The sequence below is a fragment of the Mycoplasma sp. 11548 genome (assembly GCF_055523555.1).
On sequence record NZ_JBVFVF010000001.1, the window covers coordinates 539,916 to 558,979 of the forward strand.

The following is a 19,064-nucleotide window of genomic DNA, read 5'->3' on the forward strand; positions in this document are numbered from 1 at the left end:
CTTTGTTTTTTATGATTCATTTTCTCATTCAAATTCAAACCCGTAAATTGATACAGTATCACCCGGGTTTATATCTCTTTTAATTAATTCATCTCAAACACCCATTTTTTTAAGAATATTATTAAAACGAACTAAATTATCATAAGTATTAATTGGAATTTTATTATATAACTCTTCAACTTTTTTACCGCTTATTATAAAATGTCCCTTATAATGGCTTGCGATTTTAAAATCTGGTTCATATTCAATAACTTTAATTTTTTCTTCTGTTTTTTCGATAGTTGCATGTGCATAGTGCTTAACTAAATTTGCTAATTTAGCTTTAACTATTTCAAGGTTTTGCCTAAAAATAGCTGAAATTTCAATGATTTCTATATCTGGGTATGTTTGTTTAAATTTGGCAATATTATCTTGAAAAACCTCCATATCAGATTTATTTGCAATTACAATTTGAGGTTTTTCTTCCAGTTTGAAATTATAAGAACTAAGTTCATTATTAATTGTTTGATAATCAATGACAGGATCTTTATCAACTGATCCAAAATCAATAATATGAGCAATAATTCGACATCTTTCGATATGTTTTAAAAATTGTATTCCTAAACCTTTTCCTAGTGAAGCACCTTTAATAAGCCCTGGTAAATCAGCAATTGTAAATGAATCATCGTGATATTTAACCATTCCAAGTTGGGGAACTAAGGTAGTAAATTCATATTCAGCTACTTTTGCATTTGCATTAGAAATTGCATTTAAAAAAGTTGATTTACCAGCAGAAGGTTTACCAACTAACCCAACATCTGATAAAATTTTCAAAACTATTTTAGCCTCATATTTTTCCCCAGGCATGCCATTTTCAGCTATTTTAGGTGCGGTGTTTTTGGCTGTTTTGAATTTATTATTACCCCGGCCCCCTTTTCCACCATTTGCTACTAAATATGGTGTATTTGCCTCAATTACGTCGGCAATTAATTTTTCACCATTATATACTAAAGTTCCAATTGGAACTTTAATGTAGGTATCTTTAGCATTAGCTCCATACAAGTTTTTAGGGCCTCCATTAACACCATCTTCTGCTTTAATATGTTTATTTTTATAAAAACTTAGTAAAGTATTTTTTCCATGGTCTCCTACAAAATAAATATGACCACCACGGCCTCCATCACCCCCATCAGGCCCACCTTTATCTACGTGGGCTTCGCGGCGGAAAGAAATCATTCCATTTCCGCCTTTACCGCCTTGTAATGAAATTGTTATTTCATCAATAAATCTTGCCATTTGTTTCTCCTTCTATAATATGATATCAACTTTGTTAATTTATTTAATTATAAATATAATATCATATTATATATTATTATTAATTGGAAATGTCACATGCAAGTTTTTTTGCATGTGACATTGTTTTTGTCTGCCTTGTAATAAAATAGTTGTATTAATAATTTTTCAAAAAATAAAGGAGACCTTAAAATTATATGAAAAATTTAGAAAAATATATTTGTGTTTTTGACAAATATCGAAAAGAAAATAAATATCAACATTTTAAAATTGAAGAGAATTACAACACTATCTTGAAAATGCAAGGAGCTCTTGAGTCGCATCGAAAATTACGAGCAAACCAAATCGATCTAGAACAACTTTATAATATTTTACAAGAACTTTCTGAAGGCTTCTCAATCCAAGAAGTAGCCAAGATTTTTGATAGAGACATTCGAAGTATAAAAAGTAAAATCCAAATTATTACAAATCGCAGGCCACTTAGTTTAGATAAACAAAATCGCTATGTTTGTCCTAAGTGTTCAAAAAGAGTAATGCGGGTTAAAACCTTTAATTTTAGTAAACTATACGAACATTTATCAGGATATTCATTTTCGCGACTCTTTTTTGTAAGTGATGCAATTAAAGAGAAATGAAAGGCCTACAGAAAATATTGATATAGTGAGCTTAACACATACAATAAAAATAGAAATAAAAAGAATTTGCAGCAAAAAGAAGTTAAGAAATCAGTTACCTATCTTGTGAATTCTTTTAAAAAATTATCCCCTGATGAATTTGCTCCCTCACCTAGTACAATTTATAAAATAATCAAAAAATACCCTTATTTCCTTGATTTTGACCATATTGTTAAAAAATCTGAAGGCAAATATGGCATAAGGAAGCAAAAGAAAACCAAACCTAAAACATTAAAATATGCTACAGAAATTTCGAAACGTCCAGCTTATATTAATGATCGCTCTGAACACGGCCATTTTGAATTAGACACCGTTATTGGTAAAATCAATGATACATATTGTATTGTGACGATAATTGAACGGCAAACCAGAATGTCTTATGATATGCTCTCAAAACGCAACTCCAAAGCTACAAAACAAACTCTTGTCAAACTAATCAAGAAACACAACTTAGAGATTAAAACTTTAACAGTTGATAATGGTAGTGAAAATGTCTTATTGCACCAAGTTATTCCAACTGAAAGACTATTTAAATGCCAACCATATAGTTCATGACAAAAAGGTTTAATAGAAAATATGCACCGCTTAATTAGGTATTACATTCCCAAAGGAAAAAGTCTAGATAAATACTCTCAGCAAGAAATTGATTATATGATGGATAAAATAAATAACTATCGGCAAGTTGTACGGCAATATAAGATAACCTAAAAATTTTTTTAATCCCCCGCCCTTGATTGCAATCAAGGGGGCCTTACTTTTGAAAAAGTAAGCAAAACTTCCAGAAAACACGTGCCCGTGTTTTCTATTTTAGCATACATTTTTTTATCTAAAAATTATGTTAAAATTAAAAGACAATTATTTTGTTAATATCTCGCAAGTGACTTTTCCAAAAAACAGAAGATTTATAAAAACCTTTCTGGTTTAGTTATCTTGTAGAATAACTACTTTTTTGAACTACATTTTTAATTTTTTGCCCAGACTGTTGGGGTTAATCATTTTTTTATTTTTTGATTTATATTATGATGCTTTTGTTACAAAAAAAAGATAACGAAAAAACAAAGAAAAAAAATTTTTTTCTTCTTTGGCAACTAAATTGGAAAATTTATATATTTTTTGATGTTTTTACTGTCTAAAAAATTAAGACATAATTATGCATATTGTTAAATTAACTATAAAATTTCAAAATGAAGCAAAAAGATTTTTAACCCCCCGCCCTTGATTGCAATCAAGGGGGCCTTACTTTTGAAAAAGTAAGCAAAACTTCCAGAAAACACGTGCCCGTGTTTTCTATTTTTATTATTTTCTTTTTTATTAAAAAATATTAAAATTAATATGCATCAATTTTTATTTCATCATTGATGCTTCTGTGTAATGTTCGAAGTATCTCTAAATACTCAGCCATAATCTTATTGGCTTCAAGGTTATTTCCTTGTGCATTCACAGAGACACTATTAAACTTTGAGATGTATAATTCAAGAGTTTTAAAAAATGAGTTTGTTTTCTTATGGATAAATGCTAGTTTTCCAACGGCAGGGATAGAATAATCTAAACCTTTCTCAAGAGCTCACATTTCTGTAAAGCTTAGATATTTTCCATTAGGTTCTTTGGCAAAGTATTTTTTTCCATTATATTTAAAATACAAATTATCATCAGAAGAATGCACTAACACAACATCAGAATTATAAGGAAATATAATCCTTTTGTCATGCATATCAAAAGCTGCAAGGTTTTTACCTTGGTATCTAACAACACCATTTAAAACTTTTCTATTAATCTCTAAATCAACGGCTCAATTGCCGTTTTTCTTTCCTTCTTTTTGAAAGACATTATGTTTAGAAATTATTTTTTTATTCCTCGTGTTGTAATAATTTTGAAATACTTCGTTATTTTGCTTTAAATCATTAATATCTTTATATCCGTTTTCATGAATTAATAATGGGTATTGATCTAATGATGTTCTAAAAGATCTCTCAACGTGAGGTTTATGTTTGGGATTAGATGAACTGAGTACTTCTATTCCTTTTTTATTTAAATCTTTTTCAAAAATTGTTTGTGCGTTTTCGTTTCCCCAAAAAGTTCTTCTTTTATCAGTATAAATTTTCTTTGGAAATCCATATTTCTTAAATACTATTTCTAACAGTCTTTGATATCCTAATGTTGTTTCTTGTTCTTCAAATCATGCTGCTAATAATGTTCCAGTAGCAACATCAATTGCATGATAAAGATAGAATGGTTTATTATTTTTTAAATATGGTTCAAGCTGAGCATCGATTTCAACAATTTCACCAAATTCTAAATTTTTCTTTAGACCCAAAACTTGTCTTTGTTTTTCATTTTGTTTAATTTGTTTATAATATTTTTTTAATAGCAATGTTGTCTCTTGTGAAGTTTTCTTCTTTGATATTTTTGCTATTTTTCTTCCTCTTTTGGTTGTATGTATATTAAATAATCCTAATTGGTTGAATCTTCTTACCAAAGTTTTGTAAGAAATTTTTTGCCTTATAAAAGAACCATATTCTGAATAATAATAACTTTTAAACGAAAGTTGGTTATTTGTTAGAATGCTATTTAAAATAATTTCACATGTTTTTAAATAATCTTTAAACACTAATTCAATTTCTGAATCTGTAACTTTGCAACTTCTTTGTTGATTTTTATTTTTATGACTGATGACAATTTCTTGATTACTTTTTATTATTTTTTTATATCTTTTTACAGTTGATACACTGAGCTTTGTAATTAAACTAAGTTGAGATAAAGATTTTTCAATATTAGCAGCAATTAATATGAGAGATTGCTGTTTTTTTAGTTCGTAGTTCGTTAAGTTTTTGTACTTATCTATGTTATGTTTGATTCTCATAAATAATTTATACCATATTTTAATTAAATTAGTTCACTTTCGGTGGGATTTATATATGGACCTAAATAGTTGTCATTGGACAGATTAATTAAATCACTAATAAATAAATTTGGAAAATTTTTGTAGAATAACTACTTTTTTGCACTACTTTTTTAATTTTTTGCCCAGACTGTTGGGGTTAATCATTTTTTTATTTTTTGATTTATATTATGGATTCCTTTGTCGCAAAAAAAGATAACGAAAAAACAAACCAAAAAAATTTTTTTCTTCTTTGGCAGCTAAATTGGAAAATTTATATATTTTTTGATGTTTTTACTGTCTAAAAAATTAAGATATGATTATGTATATTATTAAATTAACTATAAAATTTCAAAATGAAACAAAAAGATTTTAACCCCCCCTTGATTGCAATCAAGGGGGACTTACTTTTGAAAAAGTAAGCAAAACTTCCAGAAAACACGTGGCCGTGTTTTCTATTTTATTATTTTCTTTTTTATTAAAAAATATTAAAATTAATATGCATCAATTTTTATTTCATCATTGATGCTTCTGTGTAATGTTCGAAGTATCTCTAAATACTCAGCCATAATCTTATTGGCTTCAAGGTTATTTCCTTGTGCATTCACAGAGACACTATTAAACTTTGAGATGTATAATTCAAGAGTTTTAAAAAATGAGTTTGTTTTCTTATGGATAAATGCTAGTTTTCCAACGGCAGGGATAGAATAATCTAAACCTTTCTCAAGAGCTCACATTTCTGTAAAGCTTAGATATTTTCCATTAGGTTCTTTGGCAAAGTATTTTTTTCCATTATATTTATAAAATACAAATTATCATCAGAAGAATGTACTAACACAACATCAGAATTATAAGGAAATATAATCCTTTTGTCATGCATATCGAAAGCTGCAAGGTTCTTACCTTGGTATCTAACAACACCATTTAAAACTTTTCTATTAATCTCTAAATCAACGGCTCAATTGCCGTTTTTCTTTCCTTCTTTTTGAAAAACATTATGTTTAGAAATTATTTTTTTATTCCTCGTGTTGTAATAATTTTGAAATACTTCGTTATTTTGCTTTAAATCATTAATATCTTTATATCCGTTTTCATGAATTAATAATGGGTATTGGTCTAATGATGTTCTAAAAGATCTCTCAACGTGTGGTTTATGTTTAGGATTAGAAGAACTGAGTACTTCTATTCCTTTTTTATTTAAATCTTTTTCAAAAATTGTTTGTGTGTTTTCGTTTCCCCAAAAAGTTCTTCTTTTATCAGTATAAATTTTCTTTGGAAATCCATATTTCTTAAATACTATTTCTAACAGTCTTTGATATCCTAATGTTGTTTCTCGTTCCTCAAATCATGCTGCTAATAATGTTCCAGTGGCAACATCAATTGCATGATAAAGATAGAATGGTTTATTATTTTTTAAATATGGTTCAAGTTGAGCATCGATTTCAACAATTTCACCAAATTCTAAATTTTTCTTTAGACCCAAAACTTGTCTTTGTTTTTCATTTTGTTTAATTTGTTTATAATATTTTTTTAATAGCAATGTTGTCTCTTGTGAAGTTTTCTTCTTTGATAATTTTGCTATTTTTCTTCCTCTTTTGGTTGTATGTATATTAAATAATCCTAATTGGTTGAATCTTCTTACCAAAGTTTTGTAAGAAATTTTTTGCCTTATAAAAGAACCATATTCTGAATAATAATAACTTTTAAACGAAAGTTGGTTATTTGTTAGAATGCTATTTAAAATAATTTCACATGTTTTTAAATAATCTTTAAACACTAATTCAATTTCTGAATCGGTAACTTTGCAACTTCTTTGTTGATTTTTATTTTTATGACTGATGTCAATTTCTTGATTACTTTTTATTATTTTTTTATATCTTTTTACAGTTGATACACTGAGCTTTGTAATTAAACTAAGTTGAGATAAAGATTTTTCAATATTAGCAGCAATTAATATGAGAGATTGCTGTTTTTTTAGTTCGTAGTTCGTTAAGTTTTTGTACTTATCTATGTTATGTTTGATTCTCATAAATAATTTATACCATATTTTAATTAAATTAGTTCACTTTCGCTGGGATTTATATATGGACCTAAATAGTTGTCATTGGACAACATTTGTGTTTTTTATTTTTTTGTTTAAAGCTTTTCCTTTTTTATTTTGCTTTTTCAATCATTTTAAAAGCATTATTTTTTTAGCAAATTCTTTTCCAAAAGCAATTAAACAAAAAAGCAAATTATTTTTAAAATTAACAATGTAATTTACTTTATTTTTTTCTTTTAAAATTAAATTTAACTTTTCAAGTTTTAAAGTTTTTGATTCAATTTTAATTAGCTCAAATTCTTCCAGTTTTTTAAAGCTTTTTTCAGTTGTTTGTCTTGAAATTTTAAATTCACTTTTTAAAAAGTTTTTAAAATCTAAAATATCAATTTTAAAGCTATTAGTTTTTTTCACAAAAGCTTTTATTAAGCTAAAAATTAAAATATCACATTGACTTAATAATTTCAGTAAATTCTCACTAGTTTTAAGTTTAATTTTGTAAATTCCTAAAAATTTAAAAATATTTTCAATTCCTAAAATTTTGGCAAGATATTTGGTTTCGTGTTTTTGATTTCTAGTTTTTAAAGTTTCTATAATTCTTTGTGTTTTTAATTCTTGACGAATTTCATTAAAAGTTAAATTCTCTTTTTCTAAAATGTAATTTTTAATTTTTGACATATTTTTCTCCTTGAGCTTCAACCTCATGGAAAATATGCTATAATATATCCATGAGGTTGAAGTGTGGTCGCCGGGGGGCTCCACATTTTTTTTATTTATTTTTTTGTCACTTTATATAAAAACACTGACTTTTTTGAGTCAGTGTTTTTTGTTTGAATACCACCCCTTTTTATGCCGGGTTCAATTATTTTTGCATTATTCCTAGAATTAATTGATAATTTTAAAACATTATCTTGGCCTAGAGAAATATCAAACTTGACATTTGAAGAAATTTTATTTGCTATCGAGTTTCTCATTTCAACATTTTCAACTTTATAATCTAAGTAAAACATAGCATTTTGTATATTTCGATTTTGTCTAATATTTTTCAATGAAATTGGAACAATTACCCGAGAAAATGGAGTGTCAAATTCTTTTATTGGATTTATTTTTACAGGATTTAAATCTAATTCAAAAATAAATCAAAATATAACATCTTCATCATTAATTGAATTAAGTCCAATAATAGAATTTAAATTTTTACTTAAGTACGCTTTTGTTTTTTCTTTATTGATATTAAATACACTTTTCGCTAGTAAATCTCTACTTCTAAATCAATTTATAGATTGTTCAATACCATTTTTAAATATCTTGTATTTTTTGTTTTGTTTATATTGTTTATATGGATTTCTAATTCTTTTGTAATAATTTTCAAAATTATATTCTAATAAATTCTCAAAATTACTTATACTATAATTAATATTTGTCTGCTGGCTTTTTTCATTATTAAATAAATCTCGCTTAGTAATTTTTAGTGAATTATAAAATTCTTCATTCTGTTGACTAATATTTTTATAATTAGTGTGTAATTGATTAGTTAATGGATTTCCTTGTTCTCAATTAAAATCAAAACTAAAATTATATTTTAAATTAACTTTTTGTCTTTCTAGGAAATTGGTATAACTACCTTTATTTAAAATATCAAATGAATTTAAATTATAAATTAGTTTCTCTTGAAAATTATTCATCTTAAATTTATGGAGTTCTTCAAAATTTAAATATACTTTCTTAATATCGTTTAATATATTTTTTTCATCGAAATTTTCATTTTGGTTTGTGATTTGTCCGAATATATCATATTTAGGATTAAATTCTTTTTTCTGAGTTTTAAAAATCAATACAAATATTTTATCTTTTAATTTTTTTGCCTCATTTTCATTTCAATTAAATGATATTGAACCATATAAATCTTTATTTATATTATCTTTATAAACTTTAAAATGCGAGATGTTAAAATCTATTTGAGTTTTAATTTTAATAATATATTTACTTGAAAAATCTAATTTTATAAGCTTATCAGTATTAATAATTAAATTTGTAATAATAAATTGATTTAAATTATCAGGTAAAATATCTAAATTAAATTCTAAAGCATTATCTGAAACACTAGTCTCAATTAATTTAGATCATGGATTATGTTCATCATAACTTTTAACTAACACTTTGGAGTTTAATATATTGATATTTAAATTGCTTAATTGAACTCTAACTTTTTGATCTTGTATTTTTATGTTTTCTATATCTATATTTTGTACCATTTGGTAATTTTTATAATTTATTGTATCGTTAGAAGTGTTTTTATCAAAATCTTCCTCCAATGCTTTAAAATATTCATTAAAATGGTTATTTTTTTTCAATGTTTCTTGAGACAATATTTCATCATTGTACTTACTTATATTTATTTCATTATCGCTTAGCGTGTTGGCATTTTGTAAGTCAAAGATTCCTGAATTATTTATATGAACTTTTTCTTCTATTTCTTGGTTATGTTGCTTTTCATTTATTATAAAATACTTATTAATATTATTTTTAATATTTAATTGCTTTCAAATATCATCATTATATAACTCAATTTTATAAAAACTATATTTATGACCAGGTTTTAGGTTGTTTAAAATAAACCTAAACTCTTTATTTTGATTTTTAATAAAAATATCATCAGAATAAAAAATCTTGTTATTTTCATTTATGAAGGAAAGTCTCATTTTTTTATTTATATATTCAGGTTTTATTTGATTGAAAGATATTGAAACTTCATTATTAGTATCATCATTTTCTAAAATATTTTTCTCGATTTCAAAAGATGTTATGTCTTCAATATTATCTAGGGTAGTAAATTTAAAATATGTTTTTGATGTATTATAATCATAAATTAATTGCTTATTTAATTCAATTTTAAGTATATGGTATTTTTCTTTAGGATTTAAATCCCTAAAGTTAATATTTAAATAATATTGTTTTCTTATATCATCATATTGTAAATTGCTACTATACTGATGTAGATTAGATAAAGTTAATTTAATATTTTGATTATGAGAAAATTGGTTATTAAGATCATTTAAATATAAATTAATATTTGCATGAGTGTCACTAATTACATTATTTGGGGAAAAATAATTGTCAAGGTAAGAAAAACTATTTTTGGAAATTTCAATTTTTTCATTTGAAAAATTATTTATTTTTATTCATTTCCCTTTTTCTTCAATAAACATTTCTTCTAATACAAATTCTTTATTAGTTTCATTAAAATTATTCAAATTAATTGTAGAACTTTGTTTAAAATTAAATATTTGTTCAAAGGAGTGATTGCCATTTATGCTTTTAAATGTTGTCTTAACTTTATGTTTAGTTAAATTTAAATATTTAGTATCAAAATTGATAGTTAGTTCATTTTTTTGGGGGTTATAATAATGATTATTAATAATTAATAAATTTTGAAACTCCTCACTATAGTCTCTTCCTTCTCAAAGGGTTTCTAAATTGAGTGTTTCAATTTTATTAATTATGTATTTAGTATTTATTTCAGCATCTAATATTAATTCATTATTTAATGATGTTTTAATAATTTGATTCATTTTTTTATTATTTTGGTTAGGTGATGAATAAGTTATTTTAACTTTGTTATATTCATTTAAATTTAATTCATTATTAGTTCTATAAATTATTTTTAACTTGCTAGAATCTGTGGTTTCAACTTGTTTTAGCGATGTTATTTTTGTTATAAAATTACTTTTGGTTTTAAATTTAATTTTTTGACTTATTTTTAATTCTTGTGTTAATGCTTCTTGTGATGAAAATGAAAGTATTTGATATTCAGTATTTGCTTCTAAATTTTTTAAATTAAAAGTAAATTCTTTTTTATTTTGGGTAAAAATAATTTGTTGTGAATTTATAGAGTTATTGTTTAGGTTTTTGTAATGTATTTCTAGTTTGTTAAACTTAACATTGTTATTAAAAGTTACAGTAAAACTAACGCTATTCTGATTTTCTTCTTCCACTTTAAGTTCTTTTATGTAAAGACTATTATTAATTATTTTTTCATGCGTTGAACATGAATATCCCACTAATAAAGGGAATAAACTTATTGATAAAAGTGATATTTTTTTAATTAACTTCATATTTATACCTTTACTATAAATTATATAATTTTAAAGCTTTATTAAAAATTGATTAAATTTTATAATATTTATATTTTTTAAAAGTCAATCATACTTGTCATATGATTTTTATAATTAAAAATACAAAAATAACCAATAATAGGTTATTTTTTTGTGCTTATTGCATTAAAATAGTTATGTATTTTAATTGCTAAATCTTTATTAACTACCTTAAAAAACTCTTCAAGAGAAGCGTTTTTTATGTTTTGGATGTCATTAAAATGATTAAGAAGTTTTATTTCGGTTTTCTCACCAAGCCCCTGTATATTAAGTAATTCTGATTTCATAAGTTTATTATTTCTAGTTTTATTTAAATACTTTTTAGCATTTTTATCAACATCATGTTGGATATTTTCAAAGAATTTAAAAACCATATCACTAAAAGTTATTAAGTTATTATTGATATCAATAACTTTTTGTGTTCTATGAAATTCATTTTTAACTAAACCAATAACTTTGTTGTTAAATCCATAATTTTTTAGACCTTCGTAAATTTCTTTAATTTGGTTAACTGAACCATCAGCAATAAATAAATCTTGTTCATTAATTTTTTTCTCATGTAGTTTTAAAAATTTATGAATATTAAAATACATATATTTTAAATCATCTTCTTTATCAAAATTAGAAATTTCTTTTTCTAGAGTTCATTTATATAAAATTGGTTTTTTATAGTTTAATGAATTAATTTCTAAAACAACACCAACACCATCTTTCTTCTTTTCAAAAGAATTATCAAAAATATAAATATTTCTTAGGTTTTTAATATTTAAAGTTTTTGATAATTCATCAAATATTTCATAACCTTTTTCTATGTTTAGTGATTTATATTTTTCATTTATATTTAATTCTAAATTATTAATAATCAGTGCGTTAGTTCCGATTTTAGGGAATGAAATTATTTTATTTAATTCATCACTTAATTCGAGTTCTAATTCAGATATTTCTTGATTTATATATATTTGTTTAGGGATTATTTTTTCTTTATAATACAATTCTAAAAATTGTTCAATAAATTCATTAAGTAAACCATTTCATTTAAAACTTTTTAGAATAACATTAGTTACTATTCCGTAGTTATATGTTTTGATCGCTATGTAAACCAATTCTTTGAATTGTTTTACATATATATAATCAACTAAAAAATATTTTTGAATATTAGTAACTTGAGGTTCTTTAGTTTTTTTAAGAAACTCTTGAGCTTTTTGATATTTTTCCGCGTTCTTGAAGTCAGTTTTAAGAGCGAAATTGACTTCTTGTTCATATAATTTATTTATAAAGTCATTATTTTTATATTTAAAAATTTCTTTAATTTCATTAAAGATACTTAATGCTTCTTGGTAAGTTTGTTCTGTTATTAACAAACCATTTTTATATGTATAAAAACTTTTTAGTACATCTATAAAATTTTTATGAGCGTCATTATAGAATAAAGGACCGTAATAAAACTCGTTTATACTTTCTTTTTTACTAACTTTTTCACTAAAACTGAATTGTATTAAGTTCTTTTTATTTATTGAAACCTTTATATATGGGCTTTTTTGAGTATTAACAAGCTTTATATTATAAGGAGGCATATATTCTTTAATCATCTTTTCTTCAAGATGTAAGGCATCTCTTTCACTTAAAGTATAAACAACATCAAAATCAGTAATTTCTAATACCATTTTTGATGTTTTATAAGAATTTATACTCCCTGCAAAATATTGCTTCATTCTTTTTTTAAGATTCTTTGCTTTCCCGATATAAATAACCTTATTTTCTTTATTTTTTCATAAATAAATACCAGGTTTATTTGCAACAGTTTCAATTTTTAATGCTAGTATTTCATTTTGATTATGCATATAAAAATTATATAGTAAATTAATAATATTTTTTCTGATTTTGAACTAGTTATATATCTTAAAAAATCAAAAAAATAACAAAATATTTCTTTAAACGCATTACGGTTGAGAACAGGGGAAGTTGTTAACTTAGGAAAAACATATTCAGGTTTGTCAGGTAAAACTAAAAAAGATTTCGGATATGGTAATACTAAATACGCAACATACCTAAATGTCTTTAAAAATCCGATAACTAGCATATATGATTTGGATTTGATAAAAAAAGACACAAAACAAAATAGTGTGAAATATGGAGATACTTTTGTTACAACTTCTTCTGTTTTTAAATGTCTCATAAATATTTTCCTTTAAATATGTTAAAAAATCACCCGGGGGTATCCGGATGATCCTTTCTAGTCTATAAACTACCATTCCCTTTTTTTATCTCATCTAAAAATGCAGAAAAAATAGCATCGATTAAATCATGAGGTATAGCACTTGCAGGACCTGCTTCTGATAATTGCTCATTTGTCATTTTATTTTTTTGTATATTTTTATTTGAACGCATAACAAAATCCATGCCCCCCATACCTGATTTAACAGACCTAGCTTTTATCATTTTATTCAACGAGGAAAGACCTATCATTCTACTATCAAGTGAATAAGGTACCTTAACACTATTATCATCTTTTAATACGTAATATTTTTGTCCCATAATTTCTTTTATTTCATATGGTGGTTCAATTTTGCCTTTTTCTAAAATTATTTTTAAATTAGATAAAAAAATAGTTGGTTTAGAAGTCAAGAAACCATATTTACCAAAAGATGCTTCATTTAGGTACATTAACTTATCATTGTAAAAATCTACTTTATTATATTTTATGTATTTTCACATTAAACTATTTTTAGGGTTTTCTATATATCATAATTTAGGTTGAAATTCTTTTATAATATCAATTGTATTATTAATGCATTTTTCACCCAATCTCTTAATAAATAATTGCACATCAGCTTTTAAATTTTTTGTAAATCCACCCTTAAGTTTCTCAAATTCCTCTACTGTTCTTTCGGTTAACAATGTTTTAGATTCATCAGCATACTTTCAAAAAGGTGTTCCTCCACCCTTCATATTTAGAACAGAACTAAATGATTGACATAAAGGACTGGCAACTATAATATCTGGTTTAGGTAAACTTGAAAAATATGATTTGAGGACACTAAATTCTTGAGCTAAATCTATTTTAAATTGATTATCCCTATCAGGTTGAGTAACATCAAAAGTATAAACATCAAAATGTTTAATTTTATCTTTTTCTACCAGTGATTTGTACACACTATTTTGTCCTCCACCGAAGAGGTCCCATACAACAATTTTCTTATATTTCATTATTTATATACCACCTTTTCAATTCTTCTATATTATTTAAAACTTGAGATTTGTTTAAAAAGTTTAAAAAATCTTCAAGAGCTCCATTTTTTTCGTAGACTCTTAATATATAATTGAATGTCTCTTCAGCAAGTCCTTTATCTTTGTTGTGTATGCTTTGATGACATATTTGACAAAGTGGTAATAAATTTATCTTATCATGAATCATTTTTCAATCTAATTCATCTATTTCATGTCTATTTCATGCTTTTTTGAAAATTTCTCTTGAAATAAAGTGGTGAAAATCTACTGGAACGTTTAAATTAGTATTACTTATAGCTTTTTTTGTTGCTTGTCAATCAATTTTGGTTTTGCAAAAATCTGGATTTAAAGTATGAACCGCACATGAATCATTAAATAATTCATATAAAATGATTTTACTATTTTTAGGTATCGATGGATCATATTTTGAAAATAAATTTAGAGAATCTGAATAGTTGTTATGTAAATTTCTTGAAAGTTCAATATATTGAAAAAAATTATTAATTTCAAAATTATTATCTTCAAAAAAATAAATAACATATTTCGTTTGTTGTTTTTGACCACTTTTTTTGCTTGTATTTTTATAATAAAAACCATTACTTTCTAACATATCAATTAACTCACTATATTCTATGTTAATAAAACTATTAGAAGAATTTGTACTATGCTTGTAATTAGAAAATCAATAACCACTAACAATTGAATGAATAATTTTGTCATTATATTTAAATGAAGATAATAAAATTACATTTTCTTTATGAGAGATATTTTTATCATTTTTTATATTAGAAAGAAATTTATCTGATCTACATCTGACTTTTGTTGGATCATGTTTATTACTCATTGATGACCAATTCCCTTGAAATCATCTAATTTCTTCTTTTAAATTTACTGTTTCTTTGTATAAATTAGTTTCTTTAAATCATTTGTTTGGTTCACCATTAAACTTATTAAATGGAGTTAACTTTATTGATTTAATATTTTTGCTAATAATTTTTATTTTTTCTTTAGACATAAAAAAATCTCCATTTCATAATCTTCTGTATTATTGTTCATCTTCTCATTCGAATTCGAATCCATAGATAGAAACAGTATCTCCTCTTTGAATATCCTGTCTAATTAATTCTTCTCATACGCCAATTTTCTTAAGAATATTATTAAAACGTACTAAGTTATCATAAGTATTGATAGGTATTTTGTGGTAAAGTTCTTCAACTTTTTTACCAGTAACTTCAAAATGACCTTTATATGGTGAATTAACTACATAATCAGGTTCAAATTCAATAACTTTAGCTTCTTCTTCGTCATTTTCAATAGTAGCATATTGATTTTTTTCAATTAAGTTTCATAATTTAGCCTTAACTAAATCAAGATTATCTCTAAAAATTGCAGATATTTCAACTACTTCAACATTTGGAAATGCTTTTTTGAACTTTTTAATATTATCTTTAAAAACATCCATGTCAGATTTATTAGCTATAAACAATTGAGGTTTATTTTCTAATTTAAGATTATAACTTCTTAACTCATTATTAATAACATTGAAATCTTCAATTGGATCTTTATCTTCAGAACCAAAATCAACAATGTGAGCTATTATTCTACAACGTTCAATGTGCTTAAGGAATTGAATCCCTAATCCCTTACCTAAAGAAGCTCCTTTAATTAATCCTGGTAAGTCAGCAACTGTGAATGAATTATCATGGAATTGAACCATACCTAATTGAGGAACTAAAGTAGTGAACTCATAATCGGCTACTTTTGCATTAGCATTAGATATTGCATTAAGAAATGTTGATTTACCTGCTGATGGTTTTCCTACAACCCCTACATCTGAAAGAATTTTAAGAACAATTTTGGCTTCATATTTTTCGCCTGGCATACCGTTTTCCGCAATTTTTGGAGCTGTGTTTTTGGTTGTCTTGAATTTATTATTTCCACGACCACCTTTACCTCCGCTTGCGATTAAATAAGGAACATCTGGTTCGATAATATCAGCAATTAACTTTTTACCATTGTAGACTAATGTACCAATCGGAACCTTAATGTAAGTGTCCTTAGCGTTGGCTCCATAAAGGTTTTTAGGTCCACCATTAACCCCATCTTCCGCGACGATATGTTTATTTTTATAGAAGCTTAATAGCGTATTTTTTCCTAAATCACCGACAAAATAGATGTGACCACCACGACCACCATCTCCACCATCTGGACCACCTTTATCAACGTGGGCTTCACGTCTAAAGGAAATCATACCATTTCCGCCTTTTCCCGCTTGTACTGATATAGTTATTTCGTCAATAAATCTTGCCATAATTCTCCTTATTTTAAATATACTCTAAATATTACCATATTTTATATTCTTTTTAAATAATTATAAAGGTAAAAGAAACAAAATTTTAATAATCTATTTTAAATAATGCTGAAATATTATTTTAGTTATTTAAGACTAAAATATTCACTATTTTGGTCTTAAAATGCTTTTTTATTGTATTAATTATATTAATAACATAAAAATAAGTTATAATTAAATAACTATGTATAATCACAAAAAAGTTGAACAAAAATGACAAAAAATATGAGAAGAAACTAAAGCTTTTATCACTACAGACAAAAGTGATAAAAAATTTTATGCTTTAGATATGTTTCCTTATCCTTCTGCTTCTGGGTTGCATGTTGGTCATCCAGAAGGATATACTGCTACAGATATTGTTTCTAGATATAAACGTTTAAATGGTTATGATGTTTTACACCCAATTGGGTGAGATGCTTTTGGTTTACCAGCAGAGCAATATGCTTTAAAAACAGGTAACCACCCAGCACCATTTACGCAAGCAAATATAAAATGTAGAATAACTACTTTTTTGCACTACTTTTTTAATATTTTGCCCAGACTGTTGGGGTTAATCATTTTTTTATTTTTTGATTTATATTATGGATCCCTTTGTCGCGAAAAAAGATAACGAAAAAACAAACCAAAAAAATTTTTTTCTTCTTTGGCAACTAAATTGGAAAATTTATATATTTTTTGATGTTTTTACTGTCTAAAAAATTAAGATATAATTATGTATATTATTAAATTAACTATAAAATTTCAAAATGAAGCAAAAAGATTTTTAACCCCCCGCCCGCCCGCCCTTGATTGCGATCAAGGGAGCCTTACTTTTGAAAAAGTAAGCAAAACTTCCAGAAAACACGTGGCCGTGTTTTCTATTTTATTATTTTCTTTTTTATTAAAAAATATTAAAATTAATATGCATCAATTTTTATTTCATCATTGATGCTTCTGTGTAATGTTCGAAGTATCTCTAAATACTCAGCCATAATCTTATTGGCTTCAAGGTTATTTCCTTGTGCATTCACAGAGACACTATTAAACTTTGAGATGTATAATTCAAGAGTTTTAAAAAATGAGTTTGTTTTCTTATGGATAAATGCTAGTTTTCCAACGGCAGGGATAGAATAATCTAAACCTTTCTCAAGAGCTCACATTTCTGTAAAGCTTAGATATTTTCCATTAGGTTCTTTGGCAAAGTATTTTTTTCCATTATATTTAAAATACAAATTATCATCAGAAGAATGTACTAACACAACATCAGAATTATAAGGAAATATAATCCTTTTGTCATGCATATCGAAAGCTGCAAGGTTTTTACCTTGGTATCTAACAACACCATTTAAAACTTTTCTATTAATCTCTAAATCAACGGCTCAATTGCCGTTTTTCTTTCCTTCTTTTTGAAAGACATTATGTTTAGAAATTATTTTTTTATTCCTCGTGTTGTAATAATTTTGAAATACTTCGTTATTTTGCTTTAAATCATTAATATCTTTATATCCGTTTTCATGAATTAATAATGGGTATTGATCTAATGATGTTCTAAAAGATCTCTCAACGTGTGGTTTATGTTTGGGATTAGATGAACTGAGTACTTCTATTCCTTTTTTATTTAAATCTTTTTCAAAAATTGTTTGTGCGTTTTCGTTTCCCCAAAAAGTTCTTCTTTTATCAGTATAAATTTTCTTTGGAAATCCATATTTCTTAAATACTATTTCTAACAGCCTTTGATATCCTAATGTTGTTTCTTGTTCTTCAAATCATGCTGCTAATAATGTTCCAGTGGCAACATCAATTCATGGTAAAGATATAATGCTTTATTATTTTTTAAATATGGCTCAAGCTGAGCATCGATTTCAACAATTTCACCAAATTCTAAATTTTTCTTTAGATTCAAAACTTGTTTTTGTTTTGGTTGATTTTTTGATACTAATTTTTTAGTAGTAATATTATCTTTTTTGAAGTTTTTTTCTTTGATAATCTTGCAATTTTTCTTCCTCTTTTGGTTGTATGTATATTAAATAATCCTAATTGGTTGAATCTTCTTACCAAAGTTTTGTAAGAAATTTTTTGCCTTATAAAAGAACCATATTCTGAATAATAATAACTTTTAAACGAAAGTTGGTTATTTGTTAGAACGCTATTTAAAATAATTTCACATGTTTTTAAATAATCTTTAAACACTAATTCAATTTCTGAATCGGTAACTTTGCAACTTCTTTGTTGATTTTTATTTTTATGACTGATGTTAATTTCTTGATTACTTTTTATTATTTTTTTATATCTTTTTACAGTTGATACACTAAGGTTTGTGATTAAACTAAGTTGAGATAAAGATTTTTCAATATTTGTAGCAATTAATATGAGAGATTGCTGCTTTTTTAGTTCGTAGTTTGTTAAGTTTTTGTACTTATCTATGTTATGTTTGATTCTCATAAATAATTTATACCATATTTTAATTAAATTAGTTCACTTTCGGTGGGAT

The 19,064-nt window shown here is 25.1% G+C and carries 14 protein-coding genes and 1 pseudogene; 3 read left to right on the forward strand and 12 right to left on the reverse strand.

Features of this window, described 5'->3' with window-relative positions; translation table 4 throughout:
• Positions 1–9 precede the first annotated feature (9 nt).
• Positions 10–1,275, reverse strand: coding sequence for a GTPase ObgE (gene obgE / locus AC0B4K_RS02255; protein ID WP_465103637.1), 1,266 nt, complete (start codon positions 1,273–1,275; stop codon positions 10–12).
• A 194-nt stretch (positions 1,276–1,469) separates the two neighbouring features.
• Here obgE (AC0B4K_RS02255) and AC0B4K_RS02260 point away from each other — a divergent pair, with 194 nt between their 5' ends.
• Positions 1,470–2,654 (forward strand): IS30 family transposase, encoded by a 1,185-nt coding sequence (locus tag AC0B4K_RS02260; protein WP_465103638.1) that lies wholly within the window; start codon positions 1,470–1,472, stop codon positions 2,652–2,654.
• Positions 2,655–3,273: 619 nt separating this feature from the next.
• On the opposite strand, the gene AC0B4K_RS02265 is transcribed toward AC0B4K_RS02260, so the two are convergent.
• The 5 genes from AC0B4K_RS02265 to AC0B4K_RS02285 form a co-directional block, all read right to left on the reverse strand.
• Positions 3,274–4,806 carry a transposase family protein gene (locus AC0B4K_RS02265; RefSeq protein ID WP_465103639.1) on the reverse strand — a complete coding sequence of 511 codons (1,533 nt, stop codon included), beginning with the start codon at positions 4,804–4,806 and terminating at the stop codon, positions 3,274–3,276.
• Positions 4,807–5,318: 512 nt separating this feature from the next.
• Positions 5,319–5,561, reverse strand: coding sequence for a hypothetical protein (locus AC0B4K_RS02270; protein WP_465103490.1), 243 nt, complete (start codon positions 5,559–5,561; stop codon positions 5,319–5,321).
• 11 nt (positions 5,562–5,572) lie between these two features.
• Positions 5,573–7,540, reverse strand: coding sequence for a transposase family protein (locus AC0B4K_RS02275; protein WP_465103640.1), 1,968 nt, complete (start codon positions 7,538–7,540; stop codon positions 5,573–5,575).
• A 95-nt stretch (positions 7,541–7,635) separates the two neighbouring features.
• Positions 7,636–10,977: a fibronectin type III domain-containing protein gene (locus tag AC0B4K_RS02280; RefSeq protein ID WP_465103641.1), complete on the reverse strand. Its 3,342-nt coding sequence runs from the start codon at positions 10,975–10,977 to the stop codon at positions 7,636–7,638.
• Between the two features lie 143 nt (positions 10,978–11,120).
• Complete coding sequence (locus AC0B4K_RS02285) at positions 11,121–12,857, reverse strand: GIY-YIG nuclease family protein (RefSeq protein WP_465103642.1); 1,737 nt, start codon at positions 12,855–12,857, stop codon at positions 11,121–11,123.
• A gap of 105 nt (positions 12,858–12,962) precedes the next feature.
• Here AC0B4K_RS02285 and AC0B4K_RS02290 point away from each other — a divergent pair, with 105 nt between their 5' ends.
• On the forward strand, positions 12,963–13,208 hold the full coding sequence (locus AC0B4K_RS02290; RefSeq protein ID WP_465103643.1) for a hypothetical protein: 246 nt from the start codon (positions 12,963–12,965) through the stop codon (positions 13,206–13,208).
• A 46-nt stretch (positions 13,209–13,254) separates the two neighbouring features.
• Here AC0B4K_RS02290 and AC0B4K_RS02295 read toward each other — a convergent pair whose 3' ends face one another.
• The 3 genes from AC0B4K_RS02295 to obgE (AC0B4K_RS02305) are packed head-to-tail and all read right to left on the reverse strand — an operon-like array spanning position 13,255 to position 16,555.
• Positions 13,255–14,223, reverse strand: coding sequence for a hypothetical protein (locus AC0B4K_RS02295; RefSeq protein ID WP_465103644.1), 969 nt, complete (start codon positions 14,221–14,223; stop codon positions 13,255–13,257).
• Entirely contained in the window at positions 14,213–15,259 is a 1,047-nt protein-coding gene (locus AC0B4K_RS02300; RefSeq protein WP_465103645.1) for a hypothetical protein, read from the reverse strand. The genes AC0B4K_RS02295 and AC0B4K_RS02300 overlap by 11 nt, the downstream gene beginning before the upstream one ends.
• Before the next feature lie 30 nt (positions 15,260–15,289).
• Positions 15,290–16,555 carry a GTPase ObgE gene (obgE, locus tag AC0B4K_RS02305; RefSeq protein ID WP_465103646.1) on the reverse strand — a complete coding sequence of 422 codons (1,266 nt, stop codon included), beginning with the start codon at positions 16,553–16,555 and terminating at the stop codon, positions 15,290–15,292.
• Between the two features lie 223 nt (positions 16,556–16,778).
• On the opposite strand from obgE (AC0B4K_RS02305), the pseudogene AC0B4K_RS02310 reads away from it, so the two are divergent.
• A pseudogene (locus AC0B4K_RS02310) lies at positions 16,779–17,087 on the forward strand (class I tRNA ligase family protein); the annotation flags it as partial.
• A 403-nt stretch (positions 17,088–17,490) separates the two neighbouring features.
• Here the strand turns inward: AC0B4K_RS02310 and AC0B4K_RS02315 are convergent.
• From AC0B4K_RS02315 to AC0B4K_RS02325, 3 genes are all read right to left on the reverse strand, one after another.
• Positions 17,491–17,874, reverse strand: a complete 384-nt coding sequence (locus tag AC0B4K_RS02315) for a hypothetical protein (RefSeq protein WP_465102100.1) — start codon at positions 17,872–17,874, stop codon at positions 17,491–17,493.
• Positions 17,875–18,347: 473 nt separating this feature from the next.
• Positions 18,348–18,476: a hypothetical protein gene (locus AC0B4K_RS02320; protein WP_465103647.1), complete on the reverse strand. Its 129-nt coding sequence runs from the start codon at positions 18,474–18,476 to the stop codon at positions 18,348–18,350.
• A gap of 32 nt (positions 18,477–18,508) precedes the next feature.
• On the reverse strand, positions 18,509–19,015 hold the full coding sequence (locus AC0B4K_RS02325) for a hypothetical protein (protein ID WP_465103648.1): 507 nt from the start codon (positions 19,013–19,015) through the stop codon (positions 18,509–18,511).
• Positions 19,016–19,064 lie beyond the last annotated feature (49 nt).